Annotated in this window: 18 protein-coding genes; 5 read left to right on the top strand and 13 right to left on the bottom strand. The window is 44.2% G+C overall.

Annotated features, from left to right (window positions below):
* Nucleotides 1-135: 135 nt before the first annotated feature.
* The 3 genes from OAG1_RS08560 to fabB all read right to left on the bottom strand — a co-directional run bounded on the left by OAG1_RS08560 (nucleotide 136) and on the right by fabB (nucleotide 3,615).
* Nucleotides 136-1,161: an Asd/ArgC dimerization domain-containing protein gene (locus OAG1_RS08560; protein WP_338625726.1), complete on the bottom strand. Its 1,026-nt coding sequence runs from the start codon at nucleotides 1,159-1,161 to the stop codon at nucleotides 136-138.
* Entirely contained in the window at nucleotides 1,161-2,285 is a 1,125-nt protein-coding gene (locus OAG1_RS08555; RefSeq protein ID WP_338625724.1) for a 4-phosphoerythronate dehydrogenase, read from the bottom strand. The genes OAG1_RS08560 and OAG1_RS08555 overlap by 1 nt, the downstream gene beginning before the upstream one ends.
* 112 nt (nucleotides 2,286-2,397) lie before the next feature.
* Nucleotides 2,398-3,615 (bottom strand): beta-ketoacyl-ACP synthase I, encoded by a 1,218-nt coding sequence (fabB, locus tag OAG1_RS08550; RefSeq protein WP_338625722.1) that lies wholly within the window; start codon nucleotides 3,613-3,615, stop codon nucleotides 2,398-2,400.
* Nucleotides 3,616-3,729: 114 nt separating this feature from the next.
* Here fabB and mnmC point away from each other — a divergent pair, with 114 nt between their 5' ends.
* Entirely contained in the window at nucleotides 3,730-5,772 is a 2,043-nt protein-coding gene (gene mnmC / locus OAG1_RS08545) for a bifunctional tRNA (5-methylaminomethyl-2-thiouridine)(34)-methyltransferase MnmD/FAD-dependent 5-carboxymethylaminomethyl-2-thiouridine(34) oxidoreductase MnmC (protein WP_338625720.1), read from the top strand.
* Nucleotides 5,773-5,838: 66 nt separating this feature from the next.
* On the opposite strand, the gene OAG1_RS08540 is transcribed toward mnmC, so the two are convergent.
* Nucleotides 5,839-6,411, bottom strand: a complete 573-nt coding sequence (locus OAG1_RS08540) for a DUF922 domain-containing protein (RefSeq protein ID WP_194164089.1) — start codon at nucleotides 6,409-6,411, stop codon at nucleotides 5,839-5,841.
* Between the two features lie 289 nt (nucleotides 6,412-6,700).
* Between OAG1_RS08540 and OAG1_RS08535 the strand changes: the two genes are divergently transcribed.
* Nucleotides 6,701-7,747, top strand: a complete 1,047-nt coding sequence (locus tag OAG1_RS08535) for a response regulator (RefSeq protein WP_040307574.1) — start codon at nucleotides 6,701-6,703, stop codon at nucleotides 7,745-7,747.
* Complete coding sequence (locus tag OAG1_RS08530; RefSeq protein WP_016403422.1) at nucleotides 7,744-8,715, top strand: diguanylate cyclase; 972 nt, start codon at nucleotides 7,744-7,746, stop codon at nucleotides 8,713-8,715. The genes OAG1_RS08535 and OAG1_RS08530 overlap by 4 nt, the downstream gene beginning before the upstream one ends.
* A gap of 66 nt (nucleotides 8,716-8,781) precedes the next feature.
* Here the strand turns inward: OAG1_RS08530 and OAG1_RS08525 are convergent, their stop codons facing one another.
* From OAG1_RS08525 to prmB, 5 genes are all read right to left on the bottom strand, one after another.
* Nucleotides 8,782-8,940, bottom strand: a complete 159-nt coding sequence (locus tag OAG1_RS08525) for a hypothetical protein (RefSeq protein ID WP_016403423.1) — start codon at nucleotides 8,938-8,940, stop codon at nucleotides 8,782-8,784.
* Between the two features lie 46 nt (nucleotides 8,941-8,986).
* Nucleotides 8,987-10,204: an ATP-NAD kinase family protein gene (locus OAG1_RS08520; RefSeq protein ID WP_338625713.1), complete on the bottom strand. Its 1,218-nt coding sequence runs from the start codon at nucleotides 10,202-10,204 to the stop codon at nucleotides 8,987-8,989.
* Nucleotides 10,197-10,709, bottom strand: coding sequence for an elongation factor P hydroxylase (locus tag OAG1_RS08515; protein WP_338625711.1), 513 nt, complete (start codon nucleotides 10,707-10,709; stop codon nucleotides 10,197-10,199). The genes OAG1_RS08520 and OAG1_RS08515 overlap by 8 nt, the downstream gene beginning before the upstream one ends.
* 80 nt (nucleotides 10,710-10,789) lie before the next feature.
* Nucleotides 10,790-11,878, bottom strand: coding sequence for a chorismate synthase (gene aroC, locus OAG1_RS08510; RefSeq protein WP_152781102.1), 1,089 nt, complete (start codon nucleotides 11,876-11,878; stop codon nucleotides 10,790-10,792).
* A gap of 11 nt (nucleotides 11,879-11,889) precedes the next feature.
* On the bottom strand, nucleotides 11,890-12,813 hold the full coding sequence (gene prmB / locus OAG1_RS08505) for a 50S ribosomal protein L3 N(5)-glutamine methyltransferase (protein ID WP_152781104.1): 924 nt from the start codon (nucleotides 12,811-12,813) through the stop codon (nucleotides 11,890-11,892).
* A 63-nt stretch (nucleotides 12,814-12,876) separates the two neighbouring features.
* Here prmB and smrB point away from each other — a divergent pair, with 63 nt between their 5' ends.
* Nucleotides 12,877-13,401, top strand: coding sequence for an endonuclease SmrB (gene smrB / locus OAG1_RS08500; RefSeq protein ID WP_338625707.1), 525 nt, complete (start codon nucleotides 12,877-12,879; stop codon nucleotides 13,399-13,401).
* Nucleotides 13,402-13,448: 47 nt separating this feature from the next.
* On the opposite strand, the gene OAG1_RS08495 is transcribed toward smrB, so the two are convergent.
* Nucleotides 13,449-13,658 carry a DUF1107 family protein gene (locus tag OAG1_RS08495; RefSeq protein WP_016403429.1) on the bottom strand — a complete coding sequence of 70 codons (210 nt, stop codon included), beginning with the start codon at nucleotides 13,656-13,658 and terminating at the stop codon, nucleotides 13,449-13,451.
* 185 nt (nucleotides 13,659-13,843) lie between these two features.
* Nucleotides 13,844-14,308, bottom strand: a complete 465-nt coding sequence (gene sixA, locus OAG1_RS08490; RefSeq protein ID WP_338625705.1) for a phosphohistidine phosphatase SixA — start codon at nucleotides 14,306-14,308, stop codon at nucleotides 13,844-13,846.
* Nucleotides 14,309-14,467: 159 nt separating this feature from the next.
* Between sixA and OAG1_RS08485 the strand changes: the two genes are divergently transcribed.
* Nucleotides 14,468-17,254, top strand: a complete 2,787-nt coding sequence (locus OAG1_RS08485; RefSeq protein ID WP_338625703.1) for an insulinase family protein — start codon at nucleotides 14,468-14,470, stop codon at nucleotides 17,252-17,254.
* Nucleotides 17,255-17,595: 341 nt separating this feature from the next.
* Here the strand turns inward: OAG1_RS08485 and fadJ are convergent, their stop codons facing one another.
* Nucleotides 17,596-19,719, bottom strand: coding sequence for a fatty acid oxidation complex subunit alpha FadJ (gene fadJ, locus OAG1_RS08480; RefSeq protein ID WP_338625701.1), 2,124 nt, complete (start codon nucleotides 19,717-19,719; stop codon nucleotides 17,596-17,598).
* Nucleotides 19,719-21,026, bottom strand: coding sequence for an acetyl-CoA C-acyltransferase FadI (gene fadI, locus OAG1_RS08475; RefSeq protein WP_338625699.1), 1,308 nt, complete (start codon nucleotides 21,024-21,026; stop codon nucleotides 19,719-19,721). The genes fadJ and fadI overlap by 1 nt, the downstream gene beginning before the upstream one ends.
* Between the last annotated feature and the right edge of the window lie 142 nt (nucleotides 21,027-21,168).

Here is a 21,168-nt window from a genome sequence, read left to right as displayed (position 1 = left end):
TATTGCTTTAATATAACCAGCTAACAATCAGCGATCTAGCGAAACAACTAACAGTTTACGCCTAGATCGCATTTTACTACGCTTTTCCTCAACTAGAGTTATCGGCGCATTGACAATTATCTAAACATAAATCGCTTAAATATATTGTTTTATTAAAGTTTCTGCGATTAAAGCGGCGTTCGCTACCACACCTGATTGCGGGTTATTGGCCATTAAAGTTAAGTTAACACCATTTTCTGTATTTAGATTTTGGCGTAAACGACTTAGAACTATCGATTCGCTGTTTGCAATGTTACTTACCGGCGTAACAAGTTCATCCTCTACCAGTTCAAAGGCTTGGTGGTTCGTTAACCATTCTTTAATGCTTAGCAAATCTAAGGAATAGGTTCCGTACAAATGCAGTGACAAAGTATCGCCGTAGAATACCGGAACATGTTGCGCACTTACATTGATGTTAAGCTCATGAGACTGCAACATAGCTCGACACTGTTCACTTAACTCAGCCTCAAATTGGCTAGCACCCAGTAATGCTTCCTCGCCCTGCTCAGGCAATAGATTAAACGCGAGTTGTTGAGCAAACAGTTTAGGCTCAACCGGCAAACCGTTTAGCAAACGCGCTGTTTGCCCTGCTAGCTCATCAACACCCGGCTTACCTTTATTCGCCGCGCTCAGCATAGCATTTACTTCTACTCGATCTAACTCTACATCTTGTTGGATTATGTGCAGTAACAAGGCTAGTTGTCCGGCTAAACTACTTGGGCAATTTAACCAACGCTCAGACAAACCTTCAGCCACTTGCTCAGGGTTAACCGCGGCATGCACCCATGAGTAAGCCTCTTGGTTAGCATGCACCATGTCAATAATCACACAACCAAGTTGGCGGGCTTGCTCAGCCATATCAACGGCAGCTTCTTCACTAGAGAGCAACCAAGCCACACTCACCTCCGACCAATTAACTAACTGTGCTTCAGCAATTTCAAGGCTTTGACCTTGCCACTTTAAGCGACTTTCCTGCTCTTCTTCGTCGAGCTCTTCTGCTACGTCGATGTTTAAAGGGAAAATCTGCGCAGCAGGAAACTCTCGTTGCTCTAGTAGGCTTAGCAACTGCTGACTTTGCTCACTTTCTGCTCCGATAATTGCGACATTATGAAACTGTTGCATTACTTGTTCTCTTGAATGTAAAAGCCAAGCGCACCTAGGTTTGCTTGCTTATGTTGATTAACCACCTGCAAGGCAGAAAACTCTCTGCGTTGCGGATAAAATTTGCGGAGCTTATCAAACCCTGAAGGGCTTGCTCCATGCTGGCGAAAACGGCGATCGTCAGCAAAAATGTTGTAAACCAGTTGGGTCAATTTTGTTAGCTGAGAATCACTTAACTCCCCTTTGAGGGTAATCTGCGAAAACTCAGGCTCAGGTAACAGCTGCTCACTTAAATCGTTAGCTTCAATCTTTAATGCTTGGCACATGGCTTGGTACACCATACTGGTGCCACGCATTTTCCCCTCTAAGCTATAACCAGCAATATGCGGAGTGGCAATAAAGGCATGCTTCACTAACGGCTCAAGTATAGTGGGTTCACCTTCCCATACGTCCAATACCAATAGCGGTGATTGCCCTTGCGCTGCAAGTTCTAGCAAGGCTTGGTTATCTATGACCTCCCCACGACAAGCATTAACCAAAATCTGCTCTGGTGTGAGTTTGCTAAGAACCTGTTGATTAAACAGATGATATGTGGGGTGCTTACCCGTAGCAGTAGATGGTACGTGTAAACTAATAACGTTGGCACCAAGCACCTGCTCAAAGCTTACCGAATTATCGAGAGCTCCTTGCTCAGCAAGTGGTGGATCATAAAGCATTACTTGCATACCTAAAGCTGCAGCACGCTTTGCCACTTGTGAACCGGTGTTTCCGGCACCAACAATCGCAATGGTTTTTCCCGCTAGTGATTGCTGGCGATACTCAGTGGCTGCTAGCAACGCAGTTGCTACATACTCTCCTACGGCAATCGCATTGCAGCCTGGGGCGCTAGCAAAAGCAATGCCTCGCTCAGCTAAGTAGTTTTGCTCTACATGTTCGGTGCCAATGGTGGCGGTACCAACAAACTTTAGTTTGTTGGCTTGAGAAAGTAGCTGCTGATTTACCTTGGTCACTGAGCGAACTAATAAGGCGTCAGCATCAACTAGCTGCTGCGGCTGCATAGTTCGGCCATCTACAGCCACAACTTCACCGTGTTGGCTTAAAATTTGTAGAGCAAAGGGGATATTTTCGTCGACAACTATCTTCATTGCGTATGCTATTGGAGGCTACCTAATTTTTGAGGTGGGCAATCTTACCACGCGTTATAAATTCCATAAAAAAAAAGCTGCCTAAAGGCAGCTTTTTTCAAACAAAATTGATTTAGTCTTGGAAACGTTCGATTACAAGCGTGGCGTTAGTACCGCCAAAACCAAAGCTGTTAGACATTACACGATTTAACTTCGCGCTCTTGGCTTCATTAGCCACAATGTTCAAACCTTCGGCTTTTTCATCCAAGGTATTGATGTTAATGCTTGGTGCAACGAAGTCATTTTCCATCATCAGCAAAGAGTAAATGGCTTCGTGAACACCTGCCGCGCCTAATGCGTGACCAGTCATCGCTTTAGTTGCGCTAATTAATGGGCTGTTGCCACCAAACACTTCTTGAATTGCACCCAACTCTTTCACATCGCCTACTGGCGTTGAAGTACCGTGGGTATTTACGTAATCAATGTCACCTTCTAGCCCTTGCATAGCTTGACGCATACAGCGCACTGCGCCCTCACCAGATGGCGCAACCATATCGTAACCATCAGACGTTGCACCATAACCCACTACTTCACCGTAGATTTTGGCGCCACGAGCAAGTGCATGCTCAAGCTCTTCAACCACAACCATACCGCCGCCGCCAGAGATAACAAAACCATCGCGGTCTGCATCATAAGTACGTGAGGCAAGCTCCGGGTTGCCGTTATATTTAGTCGACAATGCGCCCATAGCATCGAATTCCATGGCTAGGGTCCAGTGAAGCTCTTCACCGCCACCAGCAAAAACAACGTCTTGCTTGCCTAATTGAATAAGCTCTAAAGCATGGCCAATACAGTGAGCACTGGTTGCACAAGCACTGCTAATTGAATAGTTTACGCCCTTGATTTTGAACGGTGTCGCTAAGCAAGCAGAAGTGGTGCTCGACATGGTTCTAGGTACCATGTAAGGACCAACACGACGTACGCCTTTGGCGCGTAAAATATCAGCCGCTTCTACTTGGTTTTTAGACGACGCACCACCAGAGCCAACAACTAAGCCGGTGCGCTCGTTTGATACTAAGTCTTCAGCTAGCTTGGCATCTTCAATAGCTTGTTGCATTGAAAGGTAAGAAAATGCTGCAGCGTCGCCCATGAAGCGCATGGTTTTGCGATCAACATGCTCAGCTGGGTTAATTTTTAAATCACCCCATACTTGGCTACGTAAGTTTTGCTCGGCAAACTCAGGTGAATGGGTAATTCCCGATTTACCTGCTTGTAAGGATGCTAATACTTCTTCTTTATTGTTACCGATACTAGATATAATGCCTAGCCCGGTGATAACTGCTCTTTTCATCAGATGGTCTCACGGGTTGTATTTGCTGCTATGTTACCGATTTTGCAGCCTAATCTGGTCGGATGAGAGTACACGTGTACGCTTAAATTTTCTAGTAAAACTCGAGGTAAAATTTTGTCTTCATCGGATAATGTGAATAACACCACAACAGCCACGATTCATTGGAATCCAGAAGGTACCCCTGTGGCTACCGATTACGACGATGTCTATTTTTCTGTAGACAATGGTTTGGCCGAAAGCCGTTACGTTTTTATTGAACAAAATCAACTCACTGAGCGCTGGCAAAACCATCAAAGCCCTAGCTACGTTATCGCCGAGACCGGCTTTGGCACTGGCTTAAACTTTTTGGCAGCATGGCAGCATTACCAGCAATTTCTCGAAACAAACCCCGATACGGCGTTAACTCGACTACATTTTATTAGCTTTGAAAAGCACCCTTTATCACTAAACGATCTAAGCCAAGCCCTAAAACAATGGCCTGAACTTAAAGAGTTCAGTGACCAGCTAATTGCATTCTACCCTCAAATTATGACGCCAGGATGTCATCGAATTGCCTTTCACCACCCGGTCCCCATTACCTTAGACATTTGGATCGGCGATGTGCACCACAATCTGCCAGAAGTCCCGAACATCAGCGGAGGCTTGGTTAACTCTTGGTTTTTGGATGGTTTCGCTCCCAGCAAAAATCCTGATATGTGGACGCAAAAGTTATTTGAGTACATGGCTCTACTTTCGGCTGAAGATGCTTCCTTAGCCACCTTTACCGCAGCAGGCTTTGTGAGAAGAGGTTTGATTGAAGTAGGCTTTGATACGCAAAAAGCAAAAGGTTTTGGCCGAAAGCGTGACATGTTAGTGGGCCGTTTTAAACAGCAAACGGCGCCTCAAAGCCTAAACTCCCGACTATATAGCCGCAATGGGATAAAAGCGGGAGAAGACCTCGCTATTATTGGCGCGGGCATTGCTGGTGTTAGCCTCGCTTATGCCTTAGTTAAACGTGGAATAAAAGTTAGTTTATATGAAAAAAACAGCGCAGCTGCTTTGGAGGCCTCCGGCAACCGACAAGGCGCAGTGTATCCTTTGCTTAGCCCTAACCAACCGCACGTTAGTGAGTTTTTTCAGCATGCCTTTAATTATCATCATCAAGTGTTGGCGCAATTGGCACAACAGCAGCTAGAAGTTGAACACGATTACTGCGGCTTATTGCAATTGGCTTATAACGAAAAGTCTCAAGCAAAAAATCTCAATATTGCTCAAGCTGGCTACCCTAAAAACTTGGTTTACCCGGTAGATAAGGCTACCGCCAGCGAGCTGGCTGGTGTGAGTTTAGATGATGAAGCTTTATTTTACCCTCACGCAGGCTGGGTGAATGCAAAACAATGTGTGCAAACCATTCTAAAAGCAGCGGAGCAATCTGGTCTGTTAAGTGTGCACTGCGAGCATGAGTTAAGCGAATTTGAACTCGAAAACCAAGGCTGTAGACTACATTTTGGCTCACAGGTAAAACAACACAACAATATAGTTTTCTGTCAGTCTCACCATCTATTGAATTTGCCCCAAGCGGAGCAGCTTCCCATCACCCCTGTGCGTGGGCAAGTCAGCCATATCGAAACCACGCCACAATTAAGTAAGCTCAGTAAAGTATTGTGTTACGAAGGCTACTTAACACCTGCCAACCAACAGCAGCATTGCATTGGTGCCAGTTACATTCGCAATGATTTAAGCCTTGAACTAAAAGCCAACGAAGCAGAGAGCAACTTAAAGGCAATTAGAAAGTGTCAGCCCCAGCCCTGGAATGAACAATTAAAGCTGGCAAATATACCAGGCCGAGCAGCAACCCGCTGCGCAGTGCGCGACCACTTTCCATTGATAGGCCAATTGCCAAATTTAGAGCAATTATTTAGTGAGCAATACCAACAGCAATGGCAAGAGGTGAATCCACCAAGTTTTGGTGGAGTATTTGTTGCTATTGGTTTTGGTTCAAGAGGAATATGCAGCGCACCATTCGCTACGGAGTTGTTAGCCGCTCAACTATGTAACGAACCGATACCACTTAAGCAAAGTACTTTAAATTGCGTTCATCCACATCGTTTTTGGAACCGACGTTTAGTAAAAAAGCGCCCTTTAGCCTTAAATTATCGTGAATTCAAAAATATATAAGCGCGTAGAAATAGCATTCTCATTGGCCAAGTTAACGAAATAGTCTTGGCCAAAATTGCTTATCACTTAAGGTATTGTTAAACCTAAAGACTCACCGTGCCGCGTTTGGCGCTGATACGTACGAACCTTCTGTTGTGCGCTAGCTAAAGCCGCTCTGCCTTTGGCATTGATTAGCGCTTCTAGTTTGTCGCACTCTGTTGCACTTAAGCCTTGAGTTTGCTGAATAAAGCGGTCAACACTTTGTTCTATTAAACGGGTGATTTTTTGGTGGTACTGCTGAGCAGCTGCAATATAGCCAATCCAAGATTGCTGGGCTGCGAAATCTGCATTACTTTGGCTTATCCAACGAGGCATCACTAAATCAGCACTTAGCTGTAACTCCGGTTGGAGGGCCTCACAACGGTCGTTACGAATTTGCACCTTAGGTGTCCAATTCATTCGATATTGCGCAGCAATACTGTAACGATTTCCTTGTTTTTGGGGACCTTGCGCTTTCAGCTGATTACGTAATTGGTTTAAATCATGAGCGCTAACATCATAATACTCTATACTACTTTGCACCGAGGCAGACTGTGCGCATACAGAAAACAGTATACAAACGGCCACTACTCCTTGCCTGATCCATCTTGCTGGTTTCACTTTAGTTCCTCTAAAAGTCCACTTCCGTTTACTAGCTTTAAAGCTAATTAATAGATTTATTTTTATATTTTGACCCTGCAGCATAACAGACAGTCAGCACAAGTTTGAAACTTTAACTAATAATCAATAACTTCTCGACTAAACTTATCTTTACACCGAACTACAGAACAGTTTTTGTGAATCACCTCAAAGCGCGGCATACAAATCTCTGTTTTTTATCAATTGAGACTTAGCAAGGTTGGCATTTAGCTTCATACTGTCAGCATACAAGGAGAGTTAATAGTAAATTATGTCGTTACCAATTCTCATATGCGATGACTCCAACCTCGCAAGAAAGCAAATGGCCCGCAGCCTTCCACCAGGCTGGGATGTAGAGATAAGCTTCGCCAAGCATGGCCAAGAAGGGGTTGACCTGATCCGTCAAGGTAAAGGAGACGTGGTTTTCCTCGATCTCAACATGCCAGTAATGGACGGATATGAAGTACTAGAAGAAGTGCAGAAGAACGATTTACCGGCACTGATTATTGTGGTGTCTGGAGATGTTCAACCCGAAGCCTATACCCGAGTTAAACAACTTGGTGCCCTCGACTTCATTAAAAAGCCTACTAACAAGGCTAAAATTGGTGAAATCTTGGTTGCCTACGGCATTGTTGAATCGCAGCAACTGCTTGAGCTTGAAAACGACTTAGCCGCTTTAGATAAAATGCCGGCACCGGTCAACGATACGCTTTCACCAAAAATTGTCGACTTTAGGGACCATTACCAAGAGATTGCCAACGTAGCGATGGGGCGAGCAGCTGACTTACTAGCGCGCTTACTCGATGCATTTATCGTTTTACCTATCCCTAACGTTAATATTCTTGAAACCAGTGAATTGCATATGGCGCTGACTTCGGTTGAAGAAAACGAAGCGATGTCGGCGGTTTGCCAAGGCTTTATTGGCTCTGGTATCGCCGGAGAAGCCCTGCTTTTGTTCCACGATTCTAGTTTCGCTGATATGTCTAAGCTTATGAATTATCAAGGCGAATTAGATGACAATGGGCAACTAGAAGTGCTAATGGACATTGCCAACATTCTTATCGGAGCTTGCCTGAAGGGAGTATCCGACCAACTAGATGTTGGCTTTTCACAAGGCCACCCAGTGGTATTGGGACAACATTGTAATATCGGCGACTTAATAAACAGTAATACCCAACGCTGGCAAAAAACTTTGGCAATTGAAATCAACTACACTATTGAAAAGCACAACATTCAATGTGACTTATTATTGCTGATTACTGAAGATTCGCTGCCAACTCTAAATAACAAAATTTCTTACTTATTTGAGCACCAATGAGCCAACATCAAAATGAAATGAACGAGTTCCACTGGATGCTGGACATGATACAAACTATCGATGTCGGACTAGTGGTGCTCGATAAAGACTACCAAGTACAAGTGTGGAACAACTTCATGGAAACTCACAGTGGCTTGCGTCCCGACCAAGCCCAAGGTAAAAAGCTGTTCTCGTTATTTCCGCAGCTTCCAGAAGATTGGCTGCGCCACAAAATTGATTCGGTGTTTTTTCTAAAAAACCGAGCATTTACCACCTGGGAACAGCGGCCGCACGTATTCCCCTTTAAAAACTATCGCCCAATCACCGGTACGGTAGATTTTATGTACCAAAACATCACCATCATTCCGCTTACGTCATTAACCGGTATTGTTACTCATATTAGTTTAATTATTTATGATGTTACCGATAACGCAGTGAATAAACTTGAAGCGCAGAAGGTCAATGAAGAGCTAAAAATACTAAGCCGTACCGACAAGCTTACTCAGTTATACAACCGAGGGTACTGGCAAGATAGATTAGAACAAGAGTTTAATCGCTTTGTACGAAACACCGCACCTAGCTCTCTAGTGATGTTTGATATTGACCACTTTAAACAAGTGAACGATACCTACGGTCATCCGGCTGGCGATAAAATCATTACTTTAGTGGGTGATACATTACGCAAGGTTATGCGTAAAACCGATATTGCAGGGCGTTATGGCGGCGAAGAATTTGGCGTTATTTTAACCGATACAGATTCAGAACATGCCAAAATCTTTTGTGAACGCTTACGAACCGCGATTGAGGCCTTAAAACCAGTAGTAGATGGAGTGGAAATTCCATTTACTGTGAGTTTGGGAGTGGCAGAGCTAGATGATCAAACTGCCAGTGCTAAAGACTGGTTAGCTAATACCGACCAAGCCTTATATCAAAGTAAACACAACGGTCGAAACCAAACCAGTCTGTTTGCTCATAAAACACCTGATTAATACTCAGGTAAACAAACTAAAAAAGCAAAGCCGAAGCTTTGCTTTTTTTATTCTTAACTTAATCACTTAGGCTACAGCAGAAACAACTTGCTGTTGACTATCAGCAAATGAAATAGCATCGCGCCATAAAGCCTCTACCTGCGATTGCATAGTTTCGTCTGTTTCACCGTCAAAGTGAGCATCCAACAAGGCAATATGCATTTGTGATTTTAAGCAATGCACCATTGGGCGACCGCTTAATTCAGTTAGTGTTGCAACAACCCCAAGATGATCACTTAGGTATTGAATAACATTTTTTGGTGGAGCATTTAGATTTGTGTCGTGGCTGTTCAGGTAAGTCTGCAGCAGGGTGACATAATTCTTGAGCATCGGTAACCTCATTTTCAGGGTTCGATACTCGATACATAATATAATCTCGGTAACCAGTAATTACCTTGATGCTTCCAGATAAGTTCTTATCTAGTTCTGTATCGCCAGTATCAACAATCAACGGGCGTCCATGCAAAGATTTAAGTTTAGTTTTTGTTGCTACAACTACAATATTTTCCCGGCCAAGCTTGCGAATAACCGCAGGACTTAGTTGTTGATTGCCACGGCCAAATAAATGTCCCTGACCACCAATGGGTGTAATCAATAGCTTAGTTTGTACGTTGCTTATTCTATTAATCAGCTCAGCTTCGGTCAAATCCTCTTGGACAATTTGGTGATCTTTAACCAAATCTACTCCCAGAAGAGTATTAGGCAGTGATAACTCCTGCATAATAGCGGCTACAGTGGAGCCTGATCCTGCGATAAACTGCTCATCTTCTAACAACTCTATCACTTCGGCGGCAATATCCTGTAAAACCAGCTCTTCAGATTCAATACCACCTTGCTTAACCGACTGAACATAACGCAATTCATCAGGCACGATCATCTCGCCAAAACACTTAGCACGCACTCTTCCTTGGCGAAAAGCTTGCTCGTCGATATCCATTACATCGGCGCTTTTAAGGCTTAGCATTTCGCCTTTAACTAGCTTCTCGATAACAATGCCACTAGCGGCAGGCGTAACGCCATAAACGCCAGAATGAATCTTACAACCAGCAGGAATACCTAAACACTTAGTCCCCTCACCCACAGCACTAAGCACGTCTCGAGCGGTACCATCTCCGCCCGCAAACACCAGTAGCTCTACACCAAGCTTAGCCAGCTGCTGCGCAGCTTGTTGAGTATCAAGCGCATCTGAGGGTTGATTAGCTTGATAAATCACTTCATGAGGCAAGGATAGCTTTTGACACAAGTCTTCACCCATTTCGCCTGAGGCGGTATAAACAATAAATGCTTGCTGAACTTGGCTTAGCGCCTGCAAAGCTTGTTCGGCGCGCAAGTTGGCTTTTTTTGTTGCACCCTTAGCAAGTGCCTGTTCACTCACCCCATCAGAGCCTTTTAGCGCAACGCTACCACCAACACCAGCAATGGGATTTACAATCAAACCAAGTTTAATCATTTGCAACCTCAACCAATGCTTGGTTTGCCTTGTTTAACACCGTCATGAATTTTTGAGCCCTTACTGGGAAGCCTTGCTGCAAATATAGCTGATACTGCTCCTCAACCGCAGCAGCAAACGCATGGCGGTCACTTTGAAAGCCAGATAAGTTATCAACACTCACTTGAAAAGTACGTCCTGCAGCACGCGCTAGGCCACACTCCACGGCTTGTGGCTTATATTCCACTTTTTCAAAGTCCAATTGCTGCTGTTGGTTTCGCCCATCTGCCTTATACCAATAGCCATAATCTTCTAACTGTCGGCGCTGCTCACCGGCAATGCACCAATGAGCAATCTCGTGTAAGGCACTGGCATAAAAACCATGAGCAAACACTATTTGGTGCTTAACCCTGCCTTCTCCTGCTGGTAGATAAATCGGCTCTTTTTCTCCAGCAACTAGCTCAGTATTAAAATCAGCAAAGGTTTCATTAAACAGTAAAATAAGCTGCTTTACGTCATCCAGCATCGCTATTCTCTCGTTCTCGCTATGCTACAAAAAAGCCCCTAAATGCAACATTTAAGGGCTTACTGTTAAAGGCTATATGCTTAACGTAGGATCGGCGTTTCTGTCGCTACAGCGCCGTTTTGGCCGCGCTGGCGTAAACAATGATCCATTAACACAATTGCTAACATTGCTTCAGCAATCGGTACTGCGCGAATACCAACACATGGGTCGTGGCGCCCTTTGGTCACAACTTCTACCGGCTTGCCATATTTATCGATAGTTTGCCCAGGTACAGTAATACTTGAAGTGGGTTTTAAGGCAATATGTGCAACAACATCTTGACCAGACGAAATGCCCCCCAACACACCACCGGCATGGTTAGAACTAAAGCCTTCAGGCGTCATTTCATCGCGATGCTCACTACCGCGTTGGTTAACTACCGCAAAGCCGTCACCAATTTCTACCGCTTTAACTGCATTAATGCCCATTAGTGCATGCGCAATATCAGCATCTAAACGATCAAATACTGGCTCACCTAAGCCAACTGGAACTTGTTTAGCAACAATACTTAAACGCGCGCCAATTGAATCACCTTCTTTTTTCAGCGCTCGCATAAACTCATCAAGCTCTTCCAACTTGCTTTCGTCAGGAAAGAAAAACGGGTTCTGCTCGATTTGAGAGAAGTCGATATTCTCAGCTTTTACTGGGCCGAGTTCACTTAAGTAACCGTGGATCTCTACACCGTGATGTTGCTTCAAATATTCTTTAGCGATTACACCCGCCGCTACCCGCATAGCGGTTTCACGCGCAGAAGAGCGACCACCACCACGGTAATCTCGGGTACCGTACTTTTGATGGTAGGTATAGTCTGCATGGCCGGGGCGGAACATATCTTTAATATTGGAGTAGTCTTTTGAACGCTGATCGGTGTTCTCAATCATTAAGCCAATCGAGGTACCGGTAGTCTTTCCTTCAAATACACCTGCAAGAATTTTAACTTGGTCAGGTTCACGACGCTGGGTGGTATAGCGTGATGTACCCGGTCTACGACGATCCAAATCTTTTTGAATCATTGCTTCGTTAATTTCTAGTCCCGGTGGACACCCATCAATAATACAACCCAGTGCAACACCGTGGCTTTCACCAAAGGTTGTTACGCGAAAGAGCTGGCCAATGCTGTTTCCTGCCATTAATTCTATCCTTACTGTTCAAATTGCGAGCGGCAAGCAAGCAATTGCTCGCGGCTAATAATAAATACTCCGTGCCCGCCGTTGGTAAACTCTATCCATGTAAACGGAACATCGGGAAACTGTTGCTGCATATGCACTTGGCTATTGCCAATTTCTACAATTAACAAACCATTTGGAGTTAAGTGATCTGCGGCATCAGCCAAAATCTTTTTAGTTAACTCTAAGCCATCAAAACCCGATGCCAAGCCTAACTCAGGCTCATGCATAAACTCATCTGGCAAGTTACTCATGTCTTCAGCATCAACATAAGGCGGATTGCTGACAATTAGATCATAAGTATGCCCTTTCAACTCGTTTAAGCCATCAGACAAAATAGGCGTAACTTGTTGCTCTAAGCCATGCCCTTGAATATTAATCTCGGCTACAGCTAGGGCGTCTTCCGAAATATCAACCGCGTCTACTTCTGCTTCGGGGAAAGCATAAGCGCAACCAATAGCTATACAAGCGCTGCCCGTGCATAAATCCAGTATCCGCTTAGGCTCTTCTACCAACCACGGCGAGAACTGGGTTTCAATAAGTTCAGCAAAAGGAGAACGAGGCACAAGCACTCTTTCGTCCACGTAAAACTCTAAACCAGCAAACCATGCTTTATTGGTTAAGTAAGCCACAGGTAAGCGTTCTTGAACACGCTTAACCACCAGCTCAACCAATAAACTACGTTCTTGACGAGTTAAACGCGCATGCCTTACCTCTGGATCAACGTCCAATGGTAAATGAAGACTAGGCAATATAAGTTGTACAGCTTCGTCCCAAGCGTTGTCAGTTCCATGACCATAGAAAACGCCAGAAGCATTAAATCGACTCACCGCCCAGCGGATCATATCTTGAATAGTATGTAACTCATCGATTGCTTCTTCGATAAATATCTTTTCCAATTTGGCCTCCAGATTAAGTACAATCACCCACTATATGGCTTCAGGCACAACTGATAATAAAAGATGAAAAAACCAACTGACGAAGATTTCGCTGCTTTCAAAGAAGCGCTCAAAGGCGTTCGCCAGATAAAACAAGATAAAATAAGTCTTGAGCCCACTCGAATCAAGCAAAAAAGCCAACAAAGGGAAAAACAGCAACGTGCGGCCTTAAATAATAGCCAATTCTTCTTTTCTGATGAGTATCACCCTTTACTACCTGACGAAGGGCCAATGCGCTGGCAAAGTGATGAATGCGATCCCTTTGAGCTAAAAAAGCTCCGTCGTGGAGATTATTCCCCGGAGATTCTACTCGACTTACACGGCCTTACTCAGCTACAAGCAAAACAAGAAATCGCCGCGTTAATTATTGAGTGCAAGCAACAGCACTACCACGTTGCCTCCATAATGCATGGTCATGGTCAACAAATTCTCAAAACTAAAGTACCGCAATGGTTAGCACAACACCCGGAAGTGCTCGCCTTTCATAAGGCTCCCAAGGTACACGGCGGCTCTAGTGCGCTGCTAGTGTTAATTAGTTCTCCAAACTAAAAAACCACTCCGAAGAGTGGTTTCTACTTTCTAAACAAAGCCTATTGTTAAGCGGCTTTATTCTTAAATTCGTCGATGTGTTGGTTCACTTCTGCCACTGTTTGCCGGTGTTTAGTGGTTTTGTGATTTGCCAACGTTTCTAATTTACCATTTTTAAACTCGTATGCCCCTCGTCCTTGAATATACAAGCGTCCTTTAAAAAACGCTTTAACGTAACGGGCAATTTTAACTGGAGAATAACGGGAAAATATTTTCATTCATTATGTCCACTGCTGTTTTGACAAAACGAATACTACTAGGAGATATTGGCGAATTCTAAGGAAATCGGCAGCAATTCACTGTTCCGCGAAGAAGATCTCAAAAGCACAAAAAACTGGGAACCTTTGAGATTTAGAGCAATACACCAACAGTAAACAGCTAACCGGTTGATAAGTTTGTTTTACTACAAGCTTATTGGGTGTTGCAGTGAGATAAAGCTGTTTTCTTGCCCTACTTGCAACTCAGCAACAGCCGCAGTGCTAAATAATGGAGCACCAGCTTCAGCCACTAAGCCTTCAACAATAAAGCCCACTAGCGGCAAATGGGATACCACTAGTAAATTACCTTGTGGTTGCTCTAAAGCAAGTTCGTTAATTAAGCTCACCACGGCTACTTCGTCACCAGAGGGCGTTAGCTCGTTTAATTCGATCACTTTAACCGCTTCCGGTAAGCTTTTAGCCAAGCGCTGCCATGTTTGCTGTGCACGCAAATATGGGCTCACTAATACATAATCTAATTGTGGTAGTTTATCCGCTAGATACGCCCCCATTTTACCTACTTCATTTAAGCCAGATTGGTTTAGTGCTCGCTCGCTATCGCTAGCAGCGAACATTTCGGCTTCACCATGACGCATGATAAATACTTGCATAAAAGGGCTCTTCTTAATTAATTGAGACGTGTTAAACGTCTAAGCTTACTAATTTTGGCTGCTAATTTAATTGATATGCCACAAAACATCCATCAGAGTTTGCAAGACCAAGTTAAGCGACTGATAATCATACTATCGCCATAAACAAGGAATGTTGCCTTGCGCACTAGCCCTAACGATCCAAAACAATATCGTTACATAACTTTAGACAATGGTCTTAAGGTCTTGTTAGTACAAGATGAAACAGCGCAAAAATCTGCTGCTTCTCTCGCAGTAAATATTGGCCATTTTAACGATCCCAAAAACCGAGAAGGTTTAGCTCACTTTTTAGAGCATATGCTTTTTTTGGGAACAGATTCTTATCCTAAAGCAGGTGAATACCAAAGTTTCATAAACCGCCATGGCGGTAGCAATAACGCGTGGACAGGCACCGAACACACCAATTACTATTTTGATATTGATAACGAGTGGTTTGACGAAGCGCTTGACCGCTTTAGCCAGTTTTTCATCTGCCCGTGTTTTAACCCAGAGCTGGTTGAGCGTGAACGACAAGCGGTTAACTCTGAATACCAACTAAAGATTAAAGACGACGTACGCCGCATTTACCAAGTACATAAAGAAACGGTAAATCCCGATCATCCCTTTAGTCAGTTTTCTGTAGGTAGCTTAGATACCCTTAGTGATGGTGAAACATCGATTAGAGACGACCTAATCGCCTTTTATCAACAGCACTACTCGGCCGATTTAATGTCGCTAGCAGTGCTTAGCCCCCACGAGCTTGACCAAAATGAAGCCCACGTGCGGCAACTCTTTTCCGCAGTTCCAAAAGTTGCTGTAAATAAGCCTAAAATAGCCCCCTTTTATTTGCCAGAAAACCTGGCATTAGAAACCCATATTCAGCCGGTTAAAGATCTTAAAAAGCTCACTTTATCTTTTGGCTTTGGCGACATGGATTCACTATATCGACAAAAGCCTCTCACTTATCTTGCGCATATTTTAGGTTATGAAGGGCCCGGCAGCTTAGTGGCTCTATTGCGCCATGCCGGTTTAATTAACTCTATGGCTGCGGGTGGCGGAGTCAGTGGCAGCAATTTTAAGGATTTTTGCATTAGCTACTCCTTAACCGATGAAGGTTTAAACTGTATTGACTCAATCATCGACGCGAGCTTCAGTTACTTGGAAATGATTCGCCAACATGGTTTACAAGCTTGGCGCTACAGCGAAAAACAGCAAGTATTTGAACGGGCCTTCCTTTATCAGGAAAAATCACGGGCTATCGACTTAGTCTCTCACTTAGCCATTAACTTACAGCATTATCCCGCAGACGATGTTATCTATGGCGATTACGCCATGGAGAACTACGACCAAGCTCTTATCTCGCAATGCTTAAAACAAATTGTCCCTGAGAGAATGCGTATTACTTTGGTATCACCCAATGTTAAGGGAGATAAAATAGCTAAGTGGTACCACACCCCCTATTCGGTAAAACCCATTGAACCAGAGCGCATTAAACGCTGGCAATCACCAGGTGAGTTAGAAAGTTTGCAACTACCGGCCAGTAATCCATTTTTGTCTTTTAACCAATCGCCTTTGGTTGAGCCACAAGAACAAGAAGCTGAACCTAGATTGCTGTTTGATAAACCTGGCTTTCGCTTATGGTTTAGCAACGAACCGGAATTTAGAGTCCCTAAAGGGCATTTGTATGTGTCTGTAGATTCAAAACATGCGGTAGCTTCGGTGCGCAACATAGTTTGCACGCGCTTAATGGTAGAGTTGATGCTAGATCATCTCAGCGAGATGACTTACCAAGCCGAGATTGCTGGCATGTCTTACCAGCTCTATGCCCATCAAGGCGGCTACACCTTGCATCTATCCGGATTTAGTGACAAACAAATCTTGCTACTCAAGATGATCATGAATAACCGTTTATTTGGTCATTTTGAGCGTAAGCGCTTTGGAATAATTAAGCAGCAGTTAGCAAAACACTGGCAAAACCAGATGCAAGTTAAGCCGATTTCTCAACTGTTTAGCGAGCTAACTTCGTTGTTGCAACCTAACAACCCGCCGCCTAGCGCCTTACTCGAAGAGCTAGAAGACGTTCAATTAGAAGAGCTGCCCGACTTTGTGGCCAAGCTTTATCAAAACATTCATATAGAAATGTTGGCTTACGGCAATTGGTCGGAGCCAACAATTGAAGAGCTGGGTGAGTTTATTCAGCAAGAAATATCCCCTGATACCAGCCCTTCAAAGGAAACACCAAGAAAGCTTATTAGCATTAAAGATCAGGGAAGCTTGTTATACGAAATTAATTGTCAGCAAAATGACTCGGCGCTAATGATTTATTACCAAAGCCGAGACTTAAGCCCTGAGAGCATTGCCTTGTTTACCCTAAGTAACCACATTATGACCTCAACCTTCTTTAATGAGTTACGCACCAAGCAGCAGCTAGGTTACATTGTGGGAACTGGCAACTTGCCGCTTAATCGCCACCCCGGCATTATTTTCTATGTGCAATCACCACATGGACAACCGCAAACACTGCTCGATGCCATTAACGACTTTTTGGATGAGTTCCCGGTGCTGATGTTTGAGCTAAGTGACGCGCAATGGCAACAAAGTAAACAAGGGCTAATTGCCCAAATACTAGAGCGCGAAAGTAATATGCGAACCCGTGCTCAGCGTTTTTGGGTAAGCATCGGCAACAAAGATTTGACCTTTAACCAGCGCCAGCGTGCAGCGGAATGCATTGAACGGCTTGAGCGGGTTGACCTTGTCCGATTTATGATGAGCTTAAAAAGTAAGCAGCGAGACCGGGTTATCGTATACAACCATGGAGCAAGTGAGCAGCAAGCAGAGCCTTTAAATACCCACCATTTAGAGACCGTGCGAGTAGTTAAAAGCCGTAGTGAGTTTCAGAGTGATTCAGCAATTTATTGCTATAACTAAAAGAGATGAGAAACTATAAACAGTGAAGGCTAGATTAAGCCTTCATTCTGCTATCGTTAAAACCTTGGCTGCGCTTTACGTTAAGTTTTTGATGCGTCCATAGCAGTGGCATACACAGTGGCCCAAACAATAAGCCCACCAATGTCCAACGCCATCGCGGCAAAGAAAACTTAATAGCTTCCACGTAGAAAAATAGCCCAAAACAGACTGACAACAACAAAACGAAAAGCATACTACTCGCTCTAATACAGACAGGGTGAAGATGTTAACAGAAATGTCTTAATTACACTAAAGCCAAGGCGAATTATTCACCTTGGCTTTTGTTATGCTTACTTTACAATTTAAGCGTAATAGCTTTGGCCTTTATCAGCCATTGCAACCAAGGCTTCGCAAGGTTTAAAACGCTCACCGTAGCTTGATTCCATCGCTTGAAGCTCTTTCACCAAGTTAGCAATACCAATGCTATCCATAGCGCGGAATGGTCCACCTAAGAAAGGTGGGAAGCCAATACCAAAAATAGCACCTAAATCACCATCTCGCGCACTACGTATAACCCCTTCATCTAAGCAGCGCGCTGCTTCATTAAGCATCATATAAACACAACGCTTAGCCAAGGTAACAGCATCGAGTGAGGTTTTAGGTTTAACACCCAGTACTGAGTACACCTTCTCGTCAACTTGCTTAGCTTTGGCTTTTTTACCTTTGCCGTAGAGATAGAAACCTCGACCGTTTTTCTTACCTAAGCGCTTATCATCGATAAGTTTGGCAAATGCATCTGGCGCTTTAAAACGCTCACCTAGCTCAGCTTCGAGAATCGGAGCAATTTTGGAACCTACATCAATGCCTACTTCGTCAAGCAAGGTCATTGGGCCAACCGGGAAGCCGTAATCTAGTAGCGTTTTATCTAAATGTTCAATGCTCTGCCCTTCTAGCAACAACATGGCGGCTTCATTCATGTAAGGCGCAAGAATACGGTTTACGTAAAAGCCTGCGCCATCTTTCACTACAATTGCAGTTTTACCTTGCTTACGAGCAAACTCTACCGTATCGGCAATGGTTTGCTCATTAGTGCCAGCATGCGGAATAATTTCAGCCAAAGGCATTTTTTCTACTGGACTAAAGTAATGCAAGCCAATCACTTGCTCTGGACGCTCAGCTTTAGCCGCTATTTGCCCAATAGGCAATGAAGAGGTATTGCTGGCAAAAATCGTTTTTTGATTACAATTGGCTTCAATGTCAGCCACCATTTGTTGCTTAAGCGCTAAATCTTCAAATACTGCTTCCACCACAATTTGGCTATTTTGCATGCCAACAAAATCGGTTCCGCCGGTAATGTTGTTCATTTGCTGTTGCAGCTGGGCATTAGTGATAAACCGGCGTTTACGCTTTTTATCTAACAACTTGTAGGCGTAATTTAGGCCGCCTAACACACCCTTTTCGCTAATATCTTTAATACGAACTTGTGCATTAGCTTTGGTCGCCGACACAAAAGCAATGCCCGCTCCCATTAAACCACCACCTAACACAGCAACTTGATTAATTTTTTGAGGCGACACACCTTCAAACAAGCTTTCTTTTTTCAGTTCATTCGACGCAAAAAACAAGCCGCGCAACGCTGCTGATTCAGGGCTTTTCACTAAGTCAGCAAAACGCTTGGCTTCTTCTTGATAAGCGGCCTCGGTGTTTTTCTCTATCCCTGCTTTAACGCAGGCAATGATCTCGTTAGGCGCTGGGTAATTCCCACGCGTTTTACTCATGGTTTGCTTGGTTACCTGAGAAAACAACACATTACGACCAACCGGGTTACCTTCCAATAACTTTGAAATGGTACTTAGTTTAGGTTTTGGTTTACGTTTAGCTTTACCAGCATACTTCTTGGCAACATCTAGCAGCACGCTGTTAGGTACCATTTCATCCACTAAGCCACTCTTAAGGGCTTGCTTAGGGCGTAACTGTTTGCCAGTAAGCATCATCTCTAAGGCTTTTTGAATACCAACTAGCTTTGGTAAGCGTTGAGTTCCACCGCCACCGGGTAACAGACCAAGTTGTACTTCAGGCAAGCCTAGGCTGGTTTTATCGTCGTTACTACATACTCGATAATCACAGGCTAAGGCGACTTCTAAGCCGCCACCTAAGCACGGTCCATGTATAGCAGCGATAACCGGAAACGGTAGCTTAGCTAAGCGGGCGAAAACTTTGTGTCCGTCTTGTGAAAGCTTTTGCGCATCTGCGGCTGTATCACAACTGTCCAACATGCCAATATCAGCGCCGGCGATAAACGAATCAGCCTTTCCGCTGTACACCACCATACCAGTAAGTTGAGACTGAGAAGCTAGGTCATCCAATATGGCATCCAGCTCGGGGCCAAATTCGGCTTTTAAGGTGTTCATGGTTTCACCATGTACATCAATTTTTAGCAGCGCAATATTCTCTTCAATCGTTAAGGTGAAAGTTTGCTGTTCCATTATTCAACCTCCAAAACCATTGCTGCGCCCAAACCACCTGCCGCACAGGCAGTGGTTAACCCTAAACCACCACCGCGACGACGAAGTTCGTTAAGCATTTGCGTAATCATTCGCGCACCAGTGGCGGCAAAGGGGTGACCATAAGCAATTGAGCTACCCATTACGTTAAACTTCTCCATGTCAATTTCACCCAAGGCTTTCTCTCGGCCAATAGACTTAGCAAATTCGTCACTGGCAAACATTTTAACGTTCGCTAGCGTTTGAGCGGCAAAGGCTTCGTGCATTTCAATTAAGTCTAAATCTTGCAAACCAATACCTGCGCGGTCTAAAGCAATTGGGGTTGCGTAAGAAGGCCCCATTAACATGTCTTCCCACACATCGATGCCAGCAAAGGCATAACTCTTTATGTAACCTAGAATAGGTAAACCTTGCTCTTTGGCTTTGTCTTCTCGCATAAGCAAGACCGCGGCGGCTCCATCGGTAAGCGGTGTAGCGTTAGCTGCAGTTACCGAACCATGCTTGCGGTCGAATACTGGTTTTAGTTTGGCCAGTTTCTCTTCACTTGAGTCACCGCGCACATTGTTGTCACGGCTAATAGAGGTTTTAAAAGGCTCGGGGTAAGCGGTCATTACTTCTTCGTCCAACTTACCTTCTTCCCAAGCTTGGTGCGCTAAGCGGTGTGAACGTGCAGCTAACTTGTCTTGGTCGGCGCGTTTAATACCATGCGTTTTAGCCATTTGCTCTGCAGTTTGCCCCATGGAAATACCGGTTGAATACTCAGCAACTGCTGGAGGAACTGGCGCTAAGTCTTTAATTCTTAGCTTTTTAATAATATTCCAACGCTGCCCTGCACTGCGGGCTTTAGATAGCTCAAGTAAACTGCGAGCTAGCTTTTTGCTCACTCCAATAGGTAACACTGAAGATGAATCTGCACCACCAGCAATACCACAATCAATTGTGCCAGCCATAATGGACTCAACTACGTTAACCGTTGCCTGAAAACTAGTAGCACAAGCCCTAGAAACACTATATGCGTCGGTAGACACATCTAATGGAGTACCCAAAACAATTTCACGGGCAATGTTTGGCGCTGCAGGCATTTGTACCACTTGACCAAATACCAGTTGTTGAATTTCTTTCACGTCTAGATCTACACGCTTAATTAATTCATTAACCACCATTTTCCCAAGATCTACGGCTGGAACATCATGATAGGCTGTGGCTTGACGCGCAAATGGAGTACGCAAACCCGCAACTACTGCTATGCGTGCGCCATTCGCCGTTTGTAAAGATTGTTGTTGGTGCATTCAATTTATCCTTAACGAGTTAAGAGGTCAGACCTCATAAGCTTTATATTAACCATTTCTTCACATAATTCAAACAAGCGATTAAAACTAGTAGTAAGCCGTCAAATTTAAAGGAAATTTTTTGAGCCTAACTGAAGAGTGT

It is taken from the genome of Agarivorans sp. OAG1 (assembly GCF_037076485.1).
GTDB lineage: Bacteria > Pseudomonadota > Gammaproteobacteria > Enterobacterales > Celerinatantimonadaceae > Agarivorans > Agarivorans albus.
The sequence above is the reverse complement of the archived record's forward strand: the minus strand, read 5'-3'. Positions and strand labels throughout refer to the sequence as shown.